15 protein-coding genes and 1 tRNA gene are annotated in these 17,322 nt (G+C 40.0%); 3 read left to right on the plus strand and 13 right to left on the minus strand.

Translation table 11 applies throughout. The features are described 5' to 3' along the window. Positions 1–27: 27 nt before the first annotated feature. Both ACQKMH_RS15460 and ACQKMH_RS15465 read right to left on the minus strand, forming a co-directional pair. The gene (locus tag ACQKMH_RS15460) at positions 28–1,662 is read right to left on the minus strand and encodes an APC family permease (RefSeq protein WP_427588362.1); all 1,635 of its coding nucleotides are present in this window, start codon (positions 1,660–1,662) and stop codon (positions 28–30) included. 196 nt (positions 1,663–1,858) lie between these two features. Then, positions 1,859–2,839, minus strand: a complete 981-nt coding sequence (locus ACQKMH_RS15465; RefSeq protein WP_427588529.1) for a glutaminase — start codon at positions 2,837–2,839, stop codon at positions 1,859–1,861. 335 nt (positions 2,840–3,174) lie between these two features. On the opposite strand from ACQKMH_RS15465, the gene ACQKMH_RS15470 reads away from it, so the two are divergent. Both ACQKMH_RS15470 and ACQKMH_RS15475 read left to right on the plus strand, forming a co-directional pair. After that, positions 3,175–4,494, plus strand: coding sequence for an ATP-binding protein (locus ACQKMH_RS15470; RefSeq protein WP_427588530.1), 1,320 nt, complete (start codon positions 3,175–3,177; stop codon positions 4,492–4,494). Between the two features lie 6 nt (positions 4,495–4,500). Further along, positions 4,501–5,448, plus strand: coding sequence for a response regulator (locus ACQKMH_RS15475; protein ID WP_427588363.1), 948 nt, complete (start codon positions 4,501–4,503; stop codon positions 5,446–5,448). 85 nt (positions 5,449–5,533) lie between these two features. Here ACQKMH_RS15475 and ACQKMH_RS15480 read toward each other — a convergent pair whose 3' ends face one another. The 8 genes from ACQKMH_RS15480 to queG all read right to left on the minus strand — a co-directional run bounded on the left by ACQKMH_RS15480 (position 5,534) and on the right by queG (position 13,183). Then, entirely contained in the window at positions 5,534–6,541 is a 1,008-nt protein-coding gene (locus ACQKMH_RS15480; protein ID WP_427588364.1) for a FecCD family ABC transporter permease, read from the minus strand. After that, complete coding sequence (locus tag ACQKMH_RS15485; RefSeq protein WP_427588365.1) at positions 6,538–7,548, minus strand: FecCD family ABC transporter permease; 1,011 nt, start codon at positions 7,546–7,548, stop codon at positions 6,538–6,540. Before ACQKMH_RS15485 ends, ACQKMH_RS15480 begins: the two co-directional genes overlap by 4 nt. Positions 7,549–7,615: 67 nt before the next feature. Continuing rightward, positions 7,616–8,536, minus strand: coding sequence for an iron-hydroxamate ABC transporter substrate-binding protein (locus tag ACQKMH_RS15490; protein WP_427588366.1), 921 nt, complete (start codon positions 8,534–8,536; stop codon positions 7,616–7,618). Beyond that, complete coding sequence (locus ACQKMH_RS15495) at positions 8,487–9,335, minus strand: ABC transporter ATP-binding protein (RefSeq protein ID WP_427588367.1); 849 nt, start codon at positions 9,333–9,335, stop codon at positions 8,487–8,489. The genes ACQKMH_RS15490 and ACQKMH_RS15495 overlap by 50 nt, the downstream gene beginning before the upstream one ends. Before the next feature lie 259 nt (positions 9,336–9,594). Continuing rightward, positions 9,595–10,344: an oxygen-insensitive NADPH nitroreductase gene (gene nfsA / locus ACQKMH_RS15500; RefSeq protein ID WP_427588368.1), complete on the minus strand. Its 750-nt coding sequence runs from the start codon at positions 10,342–10,344 to the stop codon at positions 9,595–9,597. A 77-nt stretch (positions 10,345–10,421) separates the two neighbouring features. Next, on the minus strand, positions 10,422–10,910 hold the full coding sequence (gene trmL, locus ACQKMH_RS15505; protein ID WP_427588369.1) for a tRNA (uridine(34)/cytosine(34)/5-carboxymethylaminomethyluridine(34)-2'-O)-methyltransferase TrmL: 489 nt from the start codon (positions 10,908–10,910) through the stop codon (positions 10,422–10,424). A gap of 67 nt (positions 10,911–10,977) precedes the next feature. Further along, complete coding sequence (locus ACQKMH_RS15510; protein ID WP_427588370.1) at positions 10,978–11,835, minus strand: amidase domain-containing protein; 858 nt, start codon at positions 11,833–11,835, stop codon at positions 10,978–10,980. Positions 11,836–12,043: 208 nt separating this feature from the next. Beyond that, positions 12,044–13,183 carry a tRNA epoxyqueuosine(34) reductase QueG gene (queG, locus tag ACQKMH_RS15515; RefSeq protein WP_427588371.1) on the minus strand — a complete coding sequence of 380 codons (1,140 nt, stop codon included), beginning with the start codon at positions 13,181–13,183 and terminating at the stop codon, positions 12,044–12,046. Positions 13,184–13,284: 101 nt separating this feature from the next. Between queG and ACQKMH_RS15520 the strand changes: the two genes are divergently transcribed. After that, on the plus strand, positions 13,285–13,953 hold the full coding sequence (locus tag ACQKMH_RS15520; protein ID WP_427588372.1) for a B3/B4 domain-containing protein: 669 nt from the start codon (positions 13,285–13,287) through the stop codon (positions 13,951–13,953). Positions 13,954–14,290: 337 nt separating this feature from the next. Here ACQKMH_RS15520 and ACQKMH_RS15525 read toward each other — a convergent pair. The 3 genes from ACQKMH_RS15525 to ACQKMH_RS15535 form a co-directional block, all read right to left on the minus strand. Next, positions 14,291–14,364, minus strand: a tRNA-Gly gene (locus tag ACQKMH_RS15525). A 191-nt stretch (positions 14,365–14,555) separates the two neighbouring features. Next, positions 14,556–14,969, minus strand: a complete 414-nt coding sequence (locus ACQKMH_RS15530; RefSeq protein WP_230157310.1) for a YbjN domain-containing protein — start codon at positions 14,967–14,969, stop codon at positions 14,556–14,558. Between the two features lie 159 nt (positions 14,970–15,128). Next, positions 15,129–17,081 carry an FUSC family protein gene (locus ACQKMH_RS15535; protein WP_427588373.1) on the minus strand — a complete coding sequence of 651 codons (1,953 nt, stop codon included), beginning with the start codon at positions 17,079–17,081 and terminating at the stop codon, positions 15,129–15,131. Positions 17,082–17,322: the final 241 nt, after the last annotated feature.

Genomic DNA, 17,322 nt, shown 5'->3' on the forward strand with positions numbered 1-17,322 from the left:
TGCCAATCAATGAGATGTCGTCATATGTTATACTGCGTTCTTTTTATCCGATTGTGATGCGTTGCTGTTCTCCATCGATTTCAAGTCGTCGTTTACTTTTTGTCCTTGTTCCAAATATTCCGTTTGGAATCCGCTCTTTATTGCCCAACTATAAAACCCTAGTGATAAACATGTAATGATGACCATATCCCAACCAAATGGGATTACGTTTAGTCCACCAAACTTTTCACTACCTAAGTATGAAATGGTCATCATACAGAGTAAGTAAACAACCATCCAAAGCCCTGCTGAAAAGTTTTGACGGAATCCCCTCCAATTTATTTTTGCTTGATAATAGAAATAAACGGGCAGGCCAATCATAATGATAAATAATACTTGTCCTGTCAGTGGCCATCTTGCCCAATATAGAACTAAAGAAGCAAAAACAAATCCAAGTGGTGCAATGATACTTAATCCTTTTAGACGTAATGGTCTGTACAAGTTCGGCCCTGTGCGCCTTAATGTCATGACCGTAACTGGACCTGTTATATAAGAGACTAATGTCGCAACCGAAATAACCTCTGCTAATACGCCCCAGCCTCTGAACATGAATAAAAATAAGAAAGATACACCTAGATTTAAAAACATTGCCTGACGCGGGATACCATAAAGAGGATGCAGTTTTCCAAAAACGCTTGGCAAGTATTTATTCTTTTCCATTCCATAAATCATTCGAGACGTTGTCGCCGTATATGTTATTCCCGTCCCGGAAGGAGAAATAAAAGCATCAACGTATAGTAATATGACTAACCAGTTTATGCCTAGAACAATTGCTAAGTCAGCAAACGGTGAATTGAAATTCAAATGATGCCATCCGTTCACAATCATGGACGGATCAACCGCTCCAATAAATGCAATCTGTAATAAAACGTAGATAACCGTTGCGATTAAAATGGAGCCAATTACTGCAATTGGAATCGAACGTCCAGGATTCTTTGCCTCACCTGCCATGTTAATCGGACTTTGAAAACCGTTAAATGCAAAGATAATACCAGAAGTTGCTACAGCAGTAAGTACACTTGCCCAGCCATTGGGGGCGATACTCCCTGCAGACGTAAAATTGGATGCATGAAAACCAGCGAATAAGAGGGAGCCAATCGTAAGTCCAGGTATAATAACCTTAAAGACTGTAATAAATGAGTTTGCTTTTGAAAACAAACTAACTGTCCAGTAATTTAATAAAAAGTAGACGACCAATAATGCAGAGGCAATTGCCAAGCCTCCCCCTGTAAGACTACCGTTTTCCACCAAACCATGTGTCCACTCCGCCCATTTCCATGGCCATGAGCTCATATATTGAACGGAAGCAATCGCTTCGACTGGAATGACAGAAACGATTGCAATCCAGTTTGCCCAACCTGCAAGAAACCCTATAAACGAACCATGAGAGTATTGCGTATATTTTACCATTCCTCCAGCTTCAGGAAACATGGCCCCTAATTCACTGTAAGAAAGTGCGATAAATAAAATAACAACCATCCCGATAATCCAAGAGATAATGGCAGCAGGTCCTGCGATTTGTGCCGCCCTCCATGCTCCGAATAACCAACCTGAGCCAATAATGGACCCAAGTCCTACCATCGTTAACGAAAACGTCCCCATCTTTCGCTGCAAATTATTCATATGTTCATCACCATGCTTTCCTAAATTCATTCCTTTATAATGACGTTCTTTATGTATCTGGATTTATGATTTGTGCTGCGTACACCCAATTGAATCTTAAAGTACTAGCGGCATTACTTCACCTCTTCTTGTAAATAGGGACATCATAAGGACGTCTCCTATTTTGCGAATTTATTTGAGAAAATTCTCTCTGCTTTTAGAAAATGCTCAGGTCCCATTCTTGTGCCATTTGTTTCAATAACATACCACCTGCTACGCTATTCCCGTATTCATCAATGGCTGGCCCGTATATACCAATCCCACATCCATCTTGAAAAGGAAGTCCGTTTCTGGCACTCGGAGGAACTAGCGCCATAATCCCGCCAGATACTCCACTTTTGGCTGGCACCCCTACAAAAGCCGCAAATTTACCTGAAGCATTGTACATACCACAAGTAAGCATTAATGCTTTGGCCAGTTTAGCCACTTTTTTAGGGAGAACTTGTTCTTTACGAATAGGATGGTACCCATCTTGTGCAAGAATCAGTCCAAGCAGGGCTATGTCTTCTGTTGTTACTTCTATTGAACATTGCTTCAGGTAAACCTCTAATGCTTCCTCTACATCCGATTCTAAATAATTCGTCTCTTTTAAATAGTGAGCTAAAGCTCTATTTCTATGAGAGGTTTGCCACTCAGATTGATACACTTCCTCGTTGATCGTCGGGCGCTTTCCTAACAAATTTTCAAATAATGCATAAAGAAATTCTAATTTTTTTTGTGAAGACTCCCCTGGGAGAAGCGAAGCTATAGTAATCGCTCCAGCATTTATCATAGGATTAAACGGCTTTCCCGGCTTATGCATCTCTAAACGAATAATTGAATTGAAAGCATCCCCAGTTGGTTCCACATCGACCCTATCCAACACATAAGAAATGCCGCAACCCAAGCATGCGGCTATAAAGCTGAGCACTTTGGAAATACTTTGCAGCGTGAAGGGTACTCCCCAATCCCCTGACTTGATCATGGTTCCACCCGGCTCAAGTATGCAAATACCTAATTGCGATAAGTGTGCATTTCTCAATGCCGGTATATAATTGGCGGTTTGTCCTTCAGCAGCATGGGCTCTGTAATGTGCTACCCATTCATCTAAGCAGGCTTTCTTTTGACTATTAACATGAATGTTATAATCTTTTGTCAAATTTCCAATCACATTCTTCCACCTCATTAGTTGTTGTGCTCACTTCATTCGATTTGATGAATATCACAAATAATCGTTAAGCGCTTTCAAAAATTTTCTAACTATCGCTAATTTTAAAGTGGGAACTACATAATCATACGAAAACCTACAAAATCTAAAAAATAAAAATCCACTAATAAAAACGGGATTATTTCACATGATCTGTTACCATTTTTTGTGGATAGAAAAACAGATGGGTTTTGCCATAATTGGAATAAGCCGTTCTATTCAAGAACAAAGTAAACGTTGTATTGAAACTGTTGAAACTGTATACTGATTTTTTAAACAAATTGGAGGTGAGCGCCTTGAATCTTAGTACATTGATGAAAAAAGAGGTCAATATCCTTGTATTGATGTTGTTAACAGTGCCATTAGCAGGCGAATTGAGTTTTTATCCTCTAAATGAAACGTTTCGTATAAGTTTTGGTGCGCCTGCATTTTTCTTCTTTTTACTATTATTACAGAAAACACCCGCCACTTTTTCGGGCTTCCTGACAGGAACAATGGTTGTGGTATTTCGTATTCTAATAGACTTTTTCATGAAGGATAATTTTTCCTGGACTTCCGCGTTTCAAACTCATTATCCTAGTTTTTTCTTTTATTTCACCTATTCCTTTCTTTTTCATTTAGTGAAAATCAACCGTTTTCAAAACCGATCTTTGATTATTGGATTAATTGGTCTCATTATCGAAATAGTGTCCGATTTTATAGAATTACTCTTTCAATATTTTGTATTAGAAACAACAATTACATTAGATTCAATAAATGAGATGATCGTGATCGCATTCGGCCACAGTTTTATCGTTTTAAGCTTTTTTAATATGATGAAACTTTATGAAGCACAATCAAGGGAAAAGCAAATTCGAAAACAAAATGAACATATGCTGATGCTCATTTCCAATTTATATGAGGAAACGATTCATTTAAAAAAAACATTAAAAAACGCAGAGGATATTACTAAGAAGTCGTATGATTTGTATCGCGATTTAAAAGCGCTGGAAAAACCTGAAAAGCAACTTCATGCCCTTACAGAGCCCTATAGTCAAAAAGCATTGCGCATCGCGGGTGAAATGCATGAAGTCAAGAAAGATAATCAACGAATTTTTGCTGGTCTCTCCAAATTGATCTCCAATGAAAGTTTTAAAGATTATATGGATGCTGCTGAACTTTTCCATTTAATTATCCGAATTAATGAAAAATATGCCTTATCACTAGGAAAGGATGTTCAATTTGAATACACATTAGATGAAAACAATGATTCACATTACCATGTATATACCGTTTTATCTCTGTTCAATAATTTAGTCGCTAATGCGGTGGAAGCGATTAAAAAAAAGGGAATCGTCCGTTTAAGTTTGTGTGAAATTTGCGACAATGTAGAATTTAAAGTTGCTGATAATGGACCTGGGATCTCCCAAAAATATCAGACTGTTATATTCCAACCTGGATTCACTTCAAAATATGATCAATTCGGGACACCTTCAACAGGAATTGGTCTCTCATATGTTAAAGAAGTTGTGAAAGAACTGGGAGGGGAAATCCTGTTTGAGAATAAGGATAACGGCGCTGTTTTTTCAATAAAATTACCCATTCATAAGCTGATCCAGAAAGGATGATTTTTCATGCGTTTTTTTATAACAGATGATGATTGTGCTATACGTTCAAATTTAAGCCAAATTATAGAGAACGAAGATTTAGGAGAAGTGGTGGAAGAAGCGGAAGATGGAAGTCTATTAGAAGGACATATTTTGAATTTAAAGCAAATTGATATATTATTCATAGATTTATTAATGCCCATCCGGGATGGCATTGAAACACTTCGCCATATAAAAAGTACCTTTAATGGGAAAATAATAATGATTTCGCAGGTTGAATCAAAGGAACTCATTGGTGAGGCATACTCGCTCGGAATCGACTATTATATTACTAAACCAATCAATCGGATTGAAATATTAACAGTGATTCGAAAAGTTATGGAACGCATTCATTTAGAAAGATCAATCACTAATATTCAAGCCTCTTTAAATAGTGTATTGAATTTTGAACAACCAAAAGTTGATCAATCCAATAATTACAATGAAAAAAGCATAATAGAGGTAGGCGAGTTTCTTTTATCGGAATTAGGGATTGTGGGGGAAAATGGATCTAAAGATTTAATACAAATGCTTCACTATTTATTTATGTATGAACGGACTAATTCTTTTAAACAGCATTTCCCCACTCTTAAAGATATTTTTGTAGAAATCACAAAGAAAAAGCTCGGAACTTCAGCTTTGCAGGCTGATATTAATCGAGAAATAAAGGCCGCCGAACAGCGAATACGCAGAACGATTAACCATTCATTAAATCATTTTGCTTCCCTTGGATTAACGGATTTTTCAAATCCGAAGTTTGAAAATTACGCTTCTAAATTTTTTGATTTCACAGTCGTTCGCCAAAAAATGAAAGAACTGCAAAATCATTCAACTATAGTTCTTACACCTACCCGGGTAAATACAAAAAAGTTTATTCAAGTATTATATTTCGAAGCTAAACGATTGAATCCTGATGAGATAATTAGATATAGATAAACCATGAATAAAAACAAAAACTACGGAAGCACTCGAAAAAAAGCATAAAATCCCCTGAGAATTCTCAAGGGATTTTAGCAAGATCTTATTTTTTCAACAATAAATACATGAAATAAGGAGCACCGATCAAGGCAACCATGATACCTGCAGGGATTCCCTCGGGTTCAACTATATTACGGCCTACCGTATCGGCAAGCAGCAATAGCCATCCGCCGATCAAAATGGCAACTGGAATGAATAATTGATTTCGAGGTCCGACCAAGGATTTTGCTATATGCGGGGCCATGAGTCCAATGAATGCTATTCCGCCAGTAACGGAAACGGCAGCAGCAGCAAGTGCGACAGCTGTTATGAGCAAGACGATCCGTTCCTTTTCAATCGATACTCCCACTCCGATTGCGACAGGTTCACTTAAACCAAGTAGGTTCAAACGATTCGCTTTATATAAAGTGAATGGAATGAGGATGATTAGCCAAGGAAGGACTGCCCAAATGAACGGCCAATCCGCACCCCAAATATTTCCTGCCAGCCATTTCGCAATGAAATCGACTTTGGCTCGTTCCGCTGAAGAAATGAGGACGATCATCAAGCCTGAAAGCGCCATTGAAAAACCAACGCCAATCAATACTAGCCGAACGGGTTCAAGGCCAACCCTTCGCTTAAAGGAAAGTACATATATTAAACAGGCCGTCAGTAACGCACCGATAAAACCGACAAGTGGCACCATATACACAAATGAACCTGCGTCTATCGGGAAAAATAGAAAGAACACGGCAATGGCAACACCTGCTCCCGAGTTAATCCCGATGATCCCGGGATCAGCTAGATCATTACGTGTAACTCCTTGTAATATGGCTCCTGACAGTGCAAGGGCCATGCCTGCTAAAAGGGTAATGATGATACGTGGCAATCGGACGGAAAATAGTATGAATTCCTCTTTAAACGTCCCTTGTCCGAAAAGCGTGGGAATCAGCCGCCCTATTGAAAGATTCGAATATCCTAAACATGTCCCGATAATGATGGTTATGATGATGAGTGCGGTTAAGGCACCGATTAGCCATCGCTGTTTTTTGACTAATGCTGAATGGATCATGAAAATGCTTTACCTCCTTTACGGACGATTAGGAGGAAGAAAGGTAAACCTATCATCGCAACAATCGCTACCACAGGTGTTTCATATGGAGAATTGATTGTACGGCCGATCGTATCGGCCAAAAGCATGAAAGTGGCTCCTAAAATTGCGGACAAGGGCAGGATGAATCGATAATCCGTACCTACGATAGCCCGTACCATATGGGGAATCATTAGCCCGATGAATACCATATTTCCGACTAGCGCAACAGCAGCACCGGCAAGCAAAATGATGACGACGAAAAGAACTGCTTTAATTTGTGTGGTCTTTTGACCTAATCCTACCGCCACTTCTTCACTGAGGCTAAGGATGGTGAGTTGTCTAGAAAAGATAATGGAGATCAGGATGCCAATTAAAATAAACGGGATGATTACTCGAAGCTGTCCCCAAGATGTTCCGATATTACCGCCGGCAGTCCACATCGATACATCTTTTGATATTTTAAAGTAAATACCGACCCCCTGTGATACAGCAAATAGAAATGCAGAGACCGCAGCACCAGCTAACACGATTCGTAAGGGAGAAAAACCACCCTTCTTCATCGCAGCAATGCCAAAAACCATGATTGTCCCGACAGCTGCACCAATAAAGCACGCACCCATGATCCCTAAGTTATTAGCCGAAGGAACGAATGCCAGCGTAATGGCAAGGCCTGCATTGGCCCCTGCCGTCAATCCAAGCAGCCCCGGATCAGCTAGTGGATTCCTCGTAATTCCCTGCATGATGGCACCTGAAACGGCAAGTGCCGAACCGACGAAGATTGCCCCCACTTCGCGAGGGAGACGGATTTCACGAATGATGGAAATCTTCTCACCGGTAGCATTGGACGTCAGTGCTTGCCATACATCCTTGACGGTGGCATCGGCTGCACCAAATACCATCGATATGATGAACATGCCGATGAAGGCAACGATCGCTATGATCAGTTTATATATAAATGGGATGAAACGTTGATTTTCATTAGTCATCTGTCTCTCTCATCTCTTTTTTTATAGAATAAAAGGAGAGGAATTGGCATCCCTCTCCCTCGCTGTATTATTTTCCAAGAAAACTTTTGGAAAAGAAGTCTAATTGGTATTCTAATGTTATTGGATCATTGAAGTAGAATTTTTTTGCATCAGCTTCAAACATTTGATTGTTTTTAACGGCAGGTATGTTTTTAAACGTATCTGTTTGTTGGAAGGAACTGTCCTGATCTTTGTTATTGCTCAAAATGACATAATCACCGGCATAGTCTTTCAGAACTTCTAATGATAAAGCAAAGTAACCATCTTTCAATGCCACTTCTTTTACCTTTTCAGGCATGCCCAATTTCATTTCTTGATAAAGGATTTCCGTTCCGCGGCCCCAATTATCGCCGTATACATAGAACTGTTTGTCAAACTTTTCGAAAACGGAAACGGTAGCATCTTCTCCAATTTTTGCCTTAATTTCATCACCAGTGGTTTTTGCCCGTTTTTTGAAATCATCCACCCAAGCTTTCGCTTCTTTTTCTTTATTCAAAAGTTTACCAATTTCTACATGCTGTGTTAAATAGTCCACTTTTCCGTATGTATATGTGACGGTTGGAGCAATTTCCTTTAATTTATCGACATTTTTAATCGTTGATAAACCAATGATTAAATCCGGATTCAACTCGATGATTTTTTCCAAGTTTTCGTCCGTTACTTCCTCGACGTTTTTTAACTCCTTAAAATTCGGGTTCATTTTAGACCACGAATCAACCCCTACAAGGTTAACATCCAATGCCAGAACACTACCTGCGAAAGAAGATAGTACGACTACACGCTTAGGATTTGCAGGCACCTCGACAGGCCCATTTTCAGATTGGTAAGTGATGGTACCTGATTTTTCCTTTTTGGAATCGGAGCTTTTTTCTTTTTCGGTCGACTCGTTACCACAAGCACTAATAATTAACACTAACAGCAGTATAAATGGAATCAATATCTTCTTCATTTGTTGTCCTATCTCCTTTTAATAAATTGTATGTGCTGCACATTGGTTTGTTTGTTCGTTGATCTCGTCCGATAACCGCATCAATATGGAATACTTCCTTAAGCACTTCATGAGTGATGACTTCTTCACAATCTCCCGCTTTGACTATTTCCCCGTCTTTCAAGGCAATGATATAGTCGGCAAATCGAGCAGCCTGGTTTAAATCATGAAGAACCATGACGATCGTACGTCCCTGTTCTACATTCAGCCTCTGTAATAATTCCAGAACCTCTAGTTGATGCGCCATATCCAAATAGGTGGTCGGCTCATCAAGGAAGATGATTTCCGTTTCCTGGGCAAGGGCCATGGCAATCCAAACACGTTGGCGCTGACCTCCTGAGAGAGCATCCACCGGACGGAACTTAAAGTCTTTCGTGCCAGTCACTTCGAGTGCCCAATCAATCACATCATAGTCTTTTTGCGTCAGCCGTCCAAAACCTTTTTGATAGGGAAAGCGCCCATATGATACAAGCTCTCCAACTGTCAATCCACTTGCACTCTCAGGTGTCTGCGGAAGTATGGCCATTTTTCTTGCAAGGATCTTAGTGCTTTCTTTTAATATATTCACGCCATCTAAAACAACCGTACCCGATTGATTTGGAATGATCCGAGTGATCGCTTTCAAAAGTGTGGATTTCCCACATCCGTTTGAACCGATGATCGTTGTGATTTTCTTATCTGGAATTTCCACACTGAGATCTTTTACAATTAAACGTTCACCATAGCCAATATTTAAATTCTCTGTATATAGGCGAACCATTATTTAACCTCCATTTACTTAAATAATAGGTAAGTAAAATTCTAAATGAAAATGATTATCATTATCCACTACTTAATTACTATAATTCTATCTAAATATATTGTCAATAGTAATTCATGGGTATATAAGAAGAACTTCAGATGGGAAGTTTGAGTTGAATTTGTTTTTGCCAAAACCGAAAGATCCCAGAAATAATTCCGGGATCTTTAAGGATGGCTCATGTCAGGAATAATGATCCCTACTTGGCCATTTTCATCATTTAATGTTTTTTGAATCCTTGCTTTTCCACGTAATCTTTCATGTACAACCTGCTTTTCTTTCCAAGCATGCCAGCCATTTGCGCTGTCCAGGTGTCTTTTCGTTTCCCATTCGTCCGTTGCTCGTAATAACTTGAGATCGTTTCGTTGTACTCTTCAAGTTGTCCGATGAACTCCTGCTTATCCGCCTGATAGCCATTTTCATGATAGATATTGGACTGCGGCAAACGCGGCTTTTTATCGGATCGGTTTTTCGGATATCCAACCACTAGAGCGAATAACGGGATAACCCGATGCGGTATATTCAAAATCTCGGACACTTCAGGGAGATGGTTGCGTATCCCGCCTATATAGCAAATGCCGAGATTCATCGATTCTGCGGCCAATGCTGCATTTTGAGCCGCTAGAGCAGCGTCAATGCAGGCAACCATGAATTTCTCCGTGCTTTCAATCGATTCAGTAAGGTCCGTGCCTTCCATCTCCGAAACCATATCCTGGCGATATAAATCGGCGCAAAAGACGAATAGATGACCATTCTTCTCTACATACGATTGTGGTCCGGCAAGTTCAGCAAGCTTGGCTTTCTTTTCCGGATCTGTTACCCCAATGATTGAATACGCTTGAATATAGCTTGAAGTCGATGCAGCCTGGGCACATTCCACAATCGTATTAATTTGCTCCTCAGACAATAGCTTGTCCTCAAAAGATCGAATGGAACGGTGATCTAAGATTTTCTCAATAATATTATTCAAAGCTCCCACCCCTAAGTATGTAAAGTAAAACATCGATCATCGGGGCTGAAATGCCCCGATGACAGTATGCGTGAAACTCAACCTTTTGTTTTCAAATCCAAATCACGGTAATTTTGCTGTCTCAATGCTTCATAAATCAAGATGGCTGCTGTATTTGACAGATTTAGCGAGCGTACTTTATCCGTCATTGGAATCCGCAGGCACCGATCCATATTTTCTTGGATCAGCTCTTTCGGGAGACCCGTCGTTTCACGGCCAAAAATGAAATATATCTCACTGTCCTGATCACTGTAATCGAAGCTGGAATGCGGCTGCTCCCCAAATTTCGTTAAGTAATAAAATTCACCGCCAGCATTCTTTTCATAAAACTCTTCTAATGAATCATAATAATGGATCTTTACATTCTCCCAATAATCGAGCCCGGCCCGTTTGAGCTGTTTGTCATCGGTCGAGAAACCAAGCGGGCGAATGAGATGTAAAGACGTATCCGTCCCTGCACACGTTCTTGCGATATTGCCTGTATTTGCTGGAATCTGTGGTTGATATAAAACTACATGTATTGCCACTTCATTTTCACCTCTAGTTTAAACTTCACCTTAATTATAGCATTAAACAAAAAAGACTAAAAACCTATTACCTCCCATCTAAAATCACAAAGAATTTATAAACGATGTTCGGTGTATACCTAGTCGAATCCTCATATGTCCAATACCTGTGCCGGCTGTTCATCGTATGTGCGTTCACAAGCGGCATCCCATCCTGATCCTTAGCCGTTACGATCAAGTTATGATCAAACCGACCATCCCCTTCGAAATCAATACAGAGAATATCACCTAAATTCAATTCATATGGCGATTCCACTTGTTTCGTCCTGATGGGATTCCCGGCTTTCAGCAGATGATATAAAGAATGGGCCGTCGTCCAAGTGTAGCTCCAGCTTTTTCCTCTAATCCACCAGCCTTTATTTTTGTTCGGCGTCCCCCACATCGGAATTCCTCCCGCATGTAAACATTGTGAAATGAAATTCGTACAATCATCAGTGAATTTATGATACGCCGGATTGAATTCGTTCCACCAACGCTCGGCATATTGGACGGCCTTCATCCGATCATATTTATATGCGAGACGATCTGCGCCTGCATCACATTTTGGCGGTGCCTCTTCAGTTTCAAAACTGGGAAACAGCTCACGTTCATCCACTATATACCCATTTCGAAACCTTGCCTCCCTTTCTTCCATTTCTTCTTCTATATAAAATGAATCCTCCTGTTTCAATAAATACTGCAGGTGCACTTGATAGGTTAGGACTGTATCATTGTCTTCCTTTTTCTTTGAATGGACCTTACCTGCAGCATTCACTCGAACAATTTCCGCAGCTCGGTTCCTCATCAATTCCTTTTTCAGATGTAATTTCCTTTCACTCCGTTCCTGATTATCGGAAGTATAAAATTCCACCCTTTCTTGTAAAAGGCGTTGCAACTGTTCCTTCAAGTTCATGCCCTCCTTCTTACCATCTATGCTAATGTGTATGTGTGAGGGCATGGACAAAACACAACTTCAGTAAAAGTGGAGTTTCAATCCTTTCTATTATTAAAAATATACGGAGACTCCTAATCAATCAAATACTCAAAAGGGACACACCAAGCCCCCTCAAAAAAGCCGCTCCATAATGATTCACGGAGCGGCTGCATTATATATTTCATTTTGGTTCCAAGGTAAACTGCAGTCCTTTCTCGATTTCCGTCAGCACCTCTTCATCCGTTTCCTTCATTCGTGCTTCTTCCAAAATAGAAACAACCTGTTCACGACCAATTTTCCCAACCGCCCAGGCGGCCGTTCCCCTAATTACGGGCCTCGGATCATCCTTCATGACCTGGATCAATTGGGGCAATGCCGTTTCATCTTTGAAGTGGGCCAATGCTAAAATGGCATTTCGTTGGATTGGTTTTTTACCGCGCCAAGAGCCGGATACATGGCCATATGTGTCTTTGAATTCCCGATTCGAGATGGTAAGCAGAGGTTTCAACAGCGGTTTCGCTAACTCAGGGTCGGGTTCCATCTCTTCATGAAAATGAAAATCCATTCCTTTGTTTTTCGGACAAACGGTCTGGCATGTATCACATCCATACAAACGGTTGCCTATTTTCGTCCTGAATTCATCCGGAAGGAACCCTTTTGTTTGCGTCAAGAATGCGATACAACGCTTGGAATTCAGTTGGCCGCCCTGTACGAGCGCACCTGTCGGGCAAACATCCACACATTTGTTGCATGTCCCGCATTGATCTTCCATCGGTTGATCCGGTTCAAATGGCAAGTTGGTAATCATGTCTCCCAAGTATACATAAGACCCGAATTCCGGAGTGATGATCATACTATTTTTTGCACTCCACCCGATTCCTGCACGTTCAGCCACTGCCCGATCTGATAACTCACCCGTATCAACCATGGACTTCGTCATTGCAACTGGTACTTTATCTTTTATGAAATCCTCAAGTAACTGCAATTTATTACGAAGAACGGTATGATAATCCGTTCCCCAAGAAGCCCGGCAAAAAATCCCGCGCCGCTCACTTTTTGTACTTTGCGGGGCATCCTTCAATTTCGAAGGATATGCCAGCGCAATTGAAATGATGGACTGCGGTTTATCGAAAATCAATTCAGGCCTGACCCTTTTTTCAATATCGGCTTCTTCAAACCCTGACTGATAATCCAGTTCCTGTTGACGTATAAGCCGACTTTTCAAATCGGTAAAAGTCGTGGCCGATGTAAAACCGATTTTATCGATGCCGATTTCTTTACTATATATAATCACTTCTTGCTTGAATGTATTCATATCCATGTTTTTCACCTTCGTTCATTCAGTATTCCCGGGCTTGTATCCATTTCAAACCATTGCTATCTATGATAAACTAATTGCAAACATTTTTGGAGGTGAAACGCTTGGAAATTACCATATCGGCTAATCTTAGCAGTAAAATCCCTGAATTCAAAGTTGGTATCATTACATATGAAAACATCGAAGTAGGTCCCTCCCCGCAGATGGTGAAAGGAAGACTTCAATTATTTCAGGAAGCTCTTTACTTCGACCTTGAAGAAAAGGAATTGACCGACTTTTCCGGCATTAAAGTATGGCGAGAGATTTTCAAGACGACAGGAACCAACCCTTCTCGTTATCGTCCTTCCGTTGAAGCCCTTTACCGCCGTGTAAAAAAACAAAATTACCTAACCCCTGTCCATTCCGCCATCGATTTGAATAACTTCTTCTCCCTTTTATATGAAGTGCCGATCGGCATTTATGACGGAGATAAATTAGCAGGTGACATCTCGATTAAAATTGGCGATGGTTCTGACGGTTATGATGGTTTGAACGGCCGCTTGAATTCCATGGATAATATGATTACTTCAGCTGATCGTGATGGCACATTCGGAAGTCCTTACGTTGATTCAGAACGAACGAAAGTCACCGAAGAAACGAAAAAGGCCATCCAAATCATTTATTTACAACCCAAGACACCTATCACGGAAGCCCATCAACTAACAAAATCGTTGATGGACATGTTCCTTGAAATCCACGGTGGTGTAGGGACTTACTCAATTGTAGAAGGATGAACAAAATTGTCCAGAAATAAACCCCTTTCCTATTCGGAAGGGGTTTATACATGATCCTTTTAAACATAATTATAGACGCTCCGGTTTATATTCACCTGAGATTCACACTATTGCTCATTCTTATAGCTGCAATCGCGGGCTGGCAAGTTATCGTTACTGCCACTTTATATGTGTCCCAGCTCATTTGCTTACCAGCCTTAAATTAAAGGTAAAAGAGATATGTATACAAATTTGGACAATAAAAAAATCCCACTGTAAACAGTAGAATTCTAATTATAATATTTAAACGCAAAGCTTCGTTCTCCAGGTAACGAAACCCTACGTTATGAGTATGTATTGGAGCGGGTGAAGGGAATCGAACCCTCATCATCAGCTTGGAAGGCTGAGGTTTTACCACTAAACTACACCCGCATATCCTTGTAGAACTTTGTCGAATCGTATTACCAACAAAACTAATTATATAGTTTCATGTGAAAAAATGCAATAGTTGTTTTTAATTTTTTTAAAATTTATGGATTGTAACGATAATATATTCATTCACTCTAGTAAAGATGTTAAAAAGTCCCCTGAATCAGAGAACTTTTTCACCCTTTAACATGATTTTAAGACCAAATGACTTCCATTAACCGAGGGTAAACCTGTTGGGCCGTTTCAAGCAACATGATTAACTTCCTGAACGCTAGATCCGGTACAAAATCCCCCTCTAAGGAGTATGAATAACGAATGGAAATGGTCCCTTTTTCTTCATACAGCTTTGAATACCTAAAATTAGCATTATATTCATTCAACAGTGTATGTACATCTTGCTTTTTATCAGGATTCTTCAACTCGGCGACATTAAAGCAAAATAAGTCCGCCACATTTTCATCTTGATTGAATGCAAAAACTAAAAGAACCTTCCACCCATCCTTTAACTTCTGCTCAGCTCTAAAAAAGGTGGTGCCATCTTCATTCAACTCATTCATATAGATTTTCTCACTAGTTAAAAAATCACGAAATTTAGCAATGTTTGACATGGTTCATCACCTTTCTGTATGTATGTACATTCTATAATGAAAATGGGCATTTTCACAGACTTTTCTATATACCTTTTATTTTCCTTCTTTTAATTAAGGGAATGAACCACTCGGTTTAATGAATGGAAGCCAAGAATAAAAACTCCCTAAAGAGAATGATTAGCTCGTTGCTTCACCACTAAACCGAAGTGCTTTTTGAAGATCCAAAATTTCGTGGCGGATTTTTGAGTACCCTTCAATTTCCGGAACCTCTTTGTTCGTAAGTGACCGCCCCTTATCTGCAGCAATTGCCATTGTTTCAAAAACATACAGTAATTGAGCAAGCTCACGCTCTGAAAGTACCGACCGATCAGAGAATTTCAAACTTGCATTTAAATAATATCCCAACTGTTCTATCGAAAATATAACGGGCCATAGTGATTCCAACCTGGCCTTGTTTTTGAATATCTCACCAAGAGCCGCATTGTAGACCGTTAATAGATTCACCATATTGGTTTGCATTTTGTTCCTTTCACTGCTTTCATCGATTGCACGTTCATTATCATGTCCAGAGAACGCCACCAATAGAAATTGACCCTGGCTTCGAATCGTTTTGGCCATCAAATGGTTGAGAAGGCTTGATGCCGATCGACTGCCGATTAACAGCGATCCAAGAAGGCCTATCAAGCTCCCAACGACGATATCGGTTATTCTTACGGTCGCAAAAAAACTAAAATCATAGCTTTGAGTTGAATATTCCGCCATGATTAAAGCTGAAGGGGTAAAAAACATCGCCGCCAATCCATAATTCCGTACGATGAAAAGCTCTGTAATGATTGTCAAACACAAAATGATCAGAACGATAAGGAACTCGTTATGAACGGATGCAAGAATTAAGCTTGCTATTAGGAGTCCGATGATTGTCCCGAAAGTCCTTTGGACCGCCCGATGAAATGTGGCAACGATGGTCGCACCTGACATGACGGATGCACAGGATAAGGGAATCCAGTACGAACGGTTAAAATCAGCGGAATAGGCTATGATTGCTGCAATGGTGAGGATTGTTCCATATCGAATAGAAGAGAGGAAGACAATTGAGTTCTTATCGAACGCCCCAAGAAAAATCGTTTTTAAAGAAGGCTTTGAGATTGATGCTTCTTGGTGGATTTTACTATCCGGTTCATTCATGATGGCATCTGCATTGTAAATTTCAACGAATAGCTTTTCCACCTCTAGTTCCATTTGATCCGGTTGGAGAATCTTTGATTCATTTTTAGTTTTAGATGCAATGGAGTTGGCCAAGGCACGTACCGATTGTCCTACTTCTGGCGGTAGCACAACCTTTTTGCGCAATGATATTTCCAATGCTTCCAAGAATATGACATTCGCATGGTCGTTCAATAGAAACAACCGCTTTAACATGTCTGGACTTCGTCTGTTTGAAAATCCGGCTAACAATGTATCTTCCGCTTGTTTCATCGCCAATACCGTTCTTTGTCTTGCTGCATTGAATTTCCCGGTGCCTAGTGAATCAAAGAATGCCCCCAATTCTCTGTATACCTTTTCCACCGCAAGCTTTTCTGGTCCATGAGGATTGAAAAACCAACCTAACATACAGATTATCCAAGACAGTGCCCCACCCAATAAAACAAGGCCTCCACGCAACGGGGCAAGTGTCTGATCAATGGGCATACCTGTCGCTAGCGCAAAACTCAAGACGAAGAATACCGCAGAAGGACCGGTAATCTTTAAGGCACCAAAAATAAAAAAAACACTTGCCCCGATGATTCCCATCATTATGGCTGTTCCCAATTGGTATGGAGCCAAAAGTGTCCCTAATACAACAGATGAAGCAAGACCCACCATCACAAAGAAAATCTTTTTAGCTCTTTGGTGATACGGTTGGTTAAACACGTATAAATAAGTGAAACCTCCTATTCCTGCCAATAAACCGTACGCCAAATTGCCGAATAATAAGCCAATGAAAACAGGTAAGGCAGCCGCTATCCCTGCACTTAACGCTTTTATCCATGGAAATGGATTCTTTTTTAATTCAAAAGCCTGTTTAAATGTCGTATGTATTACATCCAACTTCAGAGTTTTTGAAGATGGCCCTTGCTTATTATTACTCATTTCAATTTATCCTTTCATTAAATAATTAACTAGGTAACCATTCTATTTACTTTAACATTATGCTGAGAGTTATGTTTAAGGAGACCCTTTTTTAATATCCTTCATATGGAACAAAAGATACGATAAAGGGTAAGTAATTCTTAAATGGCTTTGTTTTTTACCTACTTTTCGCATGATTTTCACATTTATTGAAGTCCTTGACTTTCAAGAAGAAACATCACTGTCATGACTTCAACAAATA

This window comes from Peribacillus sp. NPDC097895, assembly GCF_050277555.1.
Lineage (GTDB): Bacteria > Bacillota > Bacilli > Bacillales > DSM-1321 > Peribacillus.

Coding starts and splice junctions, on each gene's coding strand:
- ACQKMH_RS15460 (WP_427588362.1), bottom strand. CDS start 1,662: ATGAATAATTTGCAGCGAAAGATGGGGACGTTTTCGTTAACGATGGTA.
- ACQKMH_RS15475 (WP_427588363.1), top strand. CDS start 4,501: ATGCGTTTTTTTATAACAGATGATGATTGTGCTATACGTTCAAATTTA.
- ACQKMH_RS15480 (WP_427588364.1), bottom strand. CDS start 6,541: ATGATCCATTCAGCATTAGTCAAAAAACAGCGATGGCTAATCGGTGCC.
- ACQKMH_RS15485 (WP_427588365.1), bottom strand. CDS start 7,548: ATGACTAATGAAAATCAACGTTTCATCCCATTTATATATAAACTGATC.
- ACQKMH_RS15490 (WP_427588366.1), bottom strand. CDS start 8,536: ATGAAGAAGATATTGATTCCATTTATACTGCTGTTAGTGTTAATTATT.
- ACQKMH_RS15495 (WP_427588367.1), bottom strand. CDS start 9,335: ATGGTTCGCCTATATACAGAGAATTTAAATATTGGCTATGGTGAACGT.
- queG (WP_427588371.1), bottom strand. CDS start 13,183: ATGGATATGAATACATTCAAGCAAGAAGTGATTATATATAGTAAAGAA.
- ACQKMH_RS15530 (WP_230157310.1), bottom strand. CDS start 14,969: ATGTCAAACATTGCTAAATTTCGTGATTTTTTAACTAGTGAGAAAATC.
- ACQKMH_RS15535 (WP_427588373.1), bottom strand. CDS start 17,081: ATGAGTAATAATAAGCAAGGGCCATCTTCAAAAACTCTGAAGTTGGAT.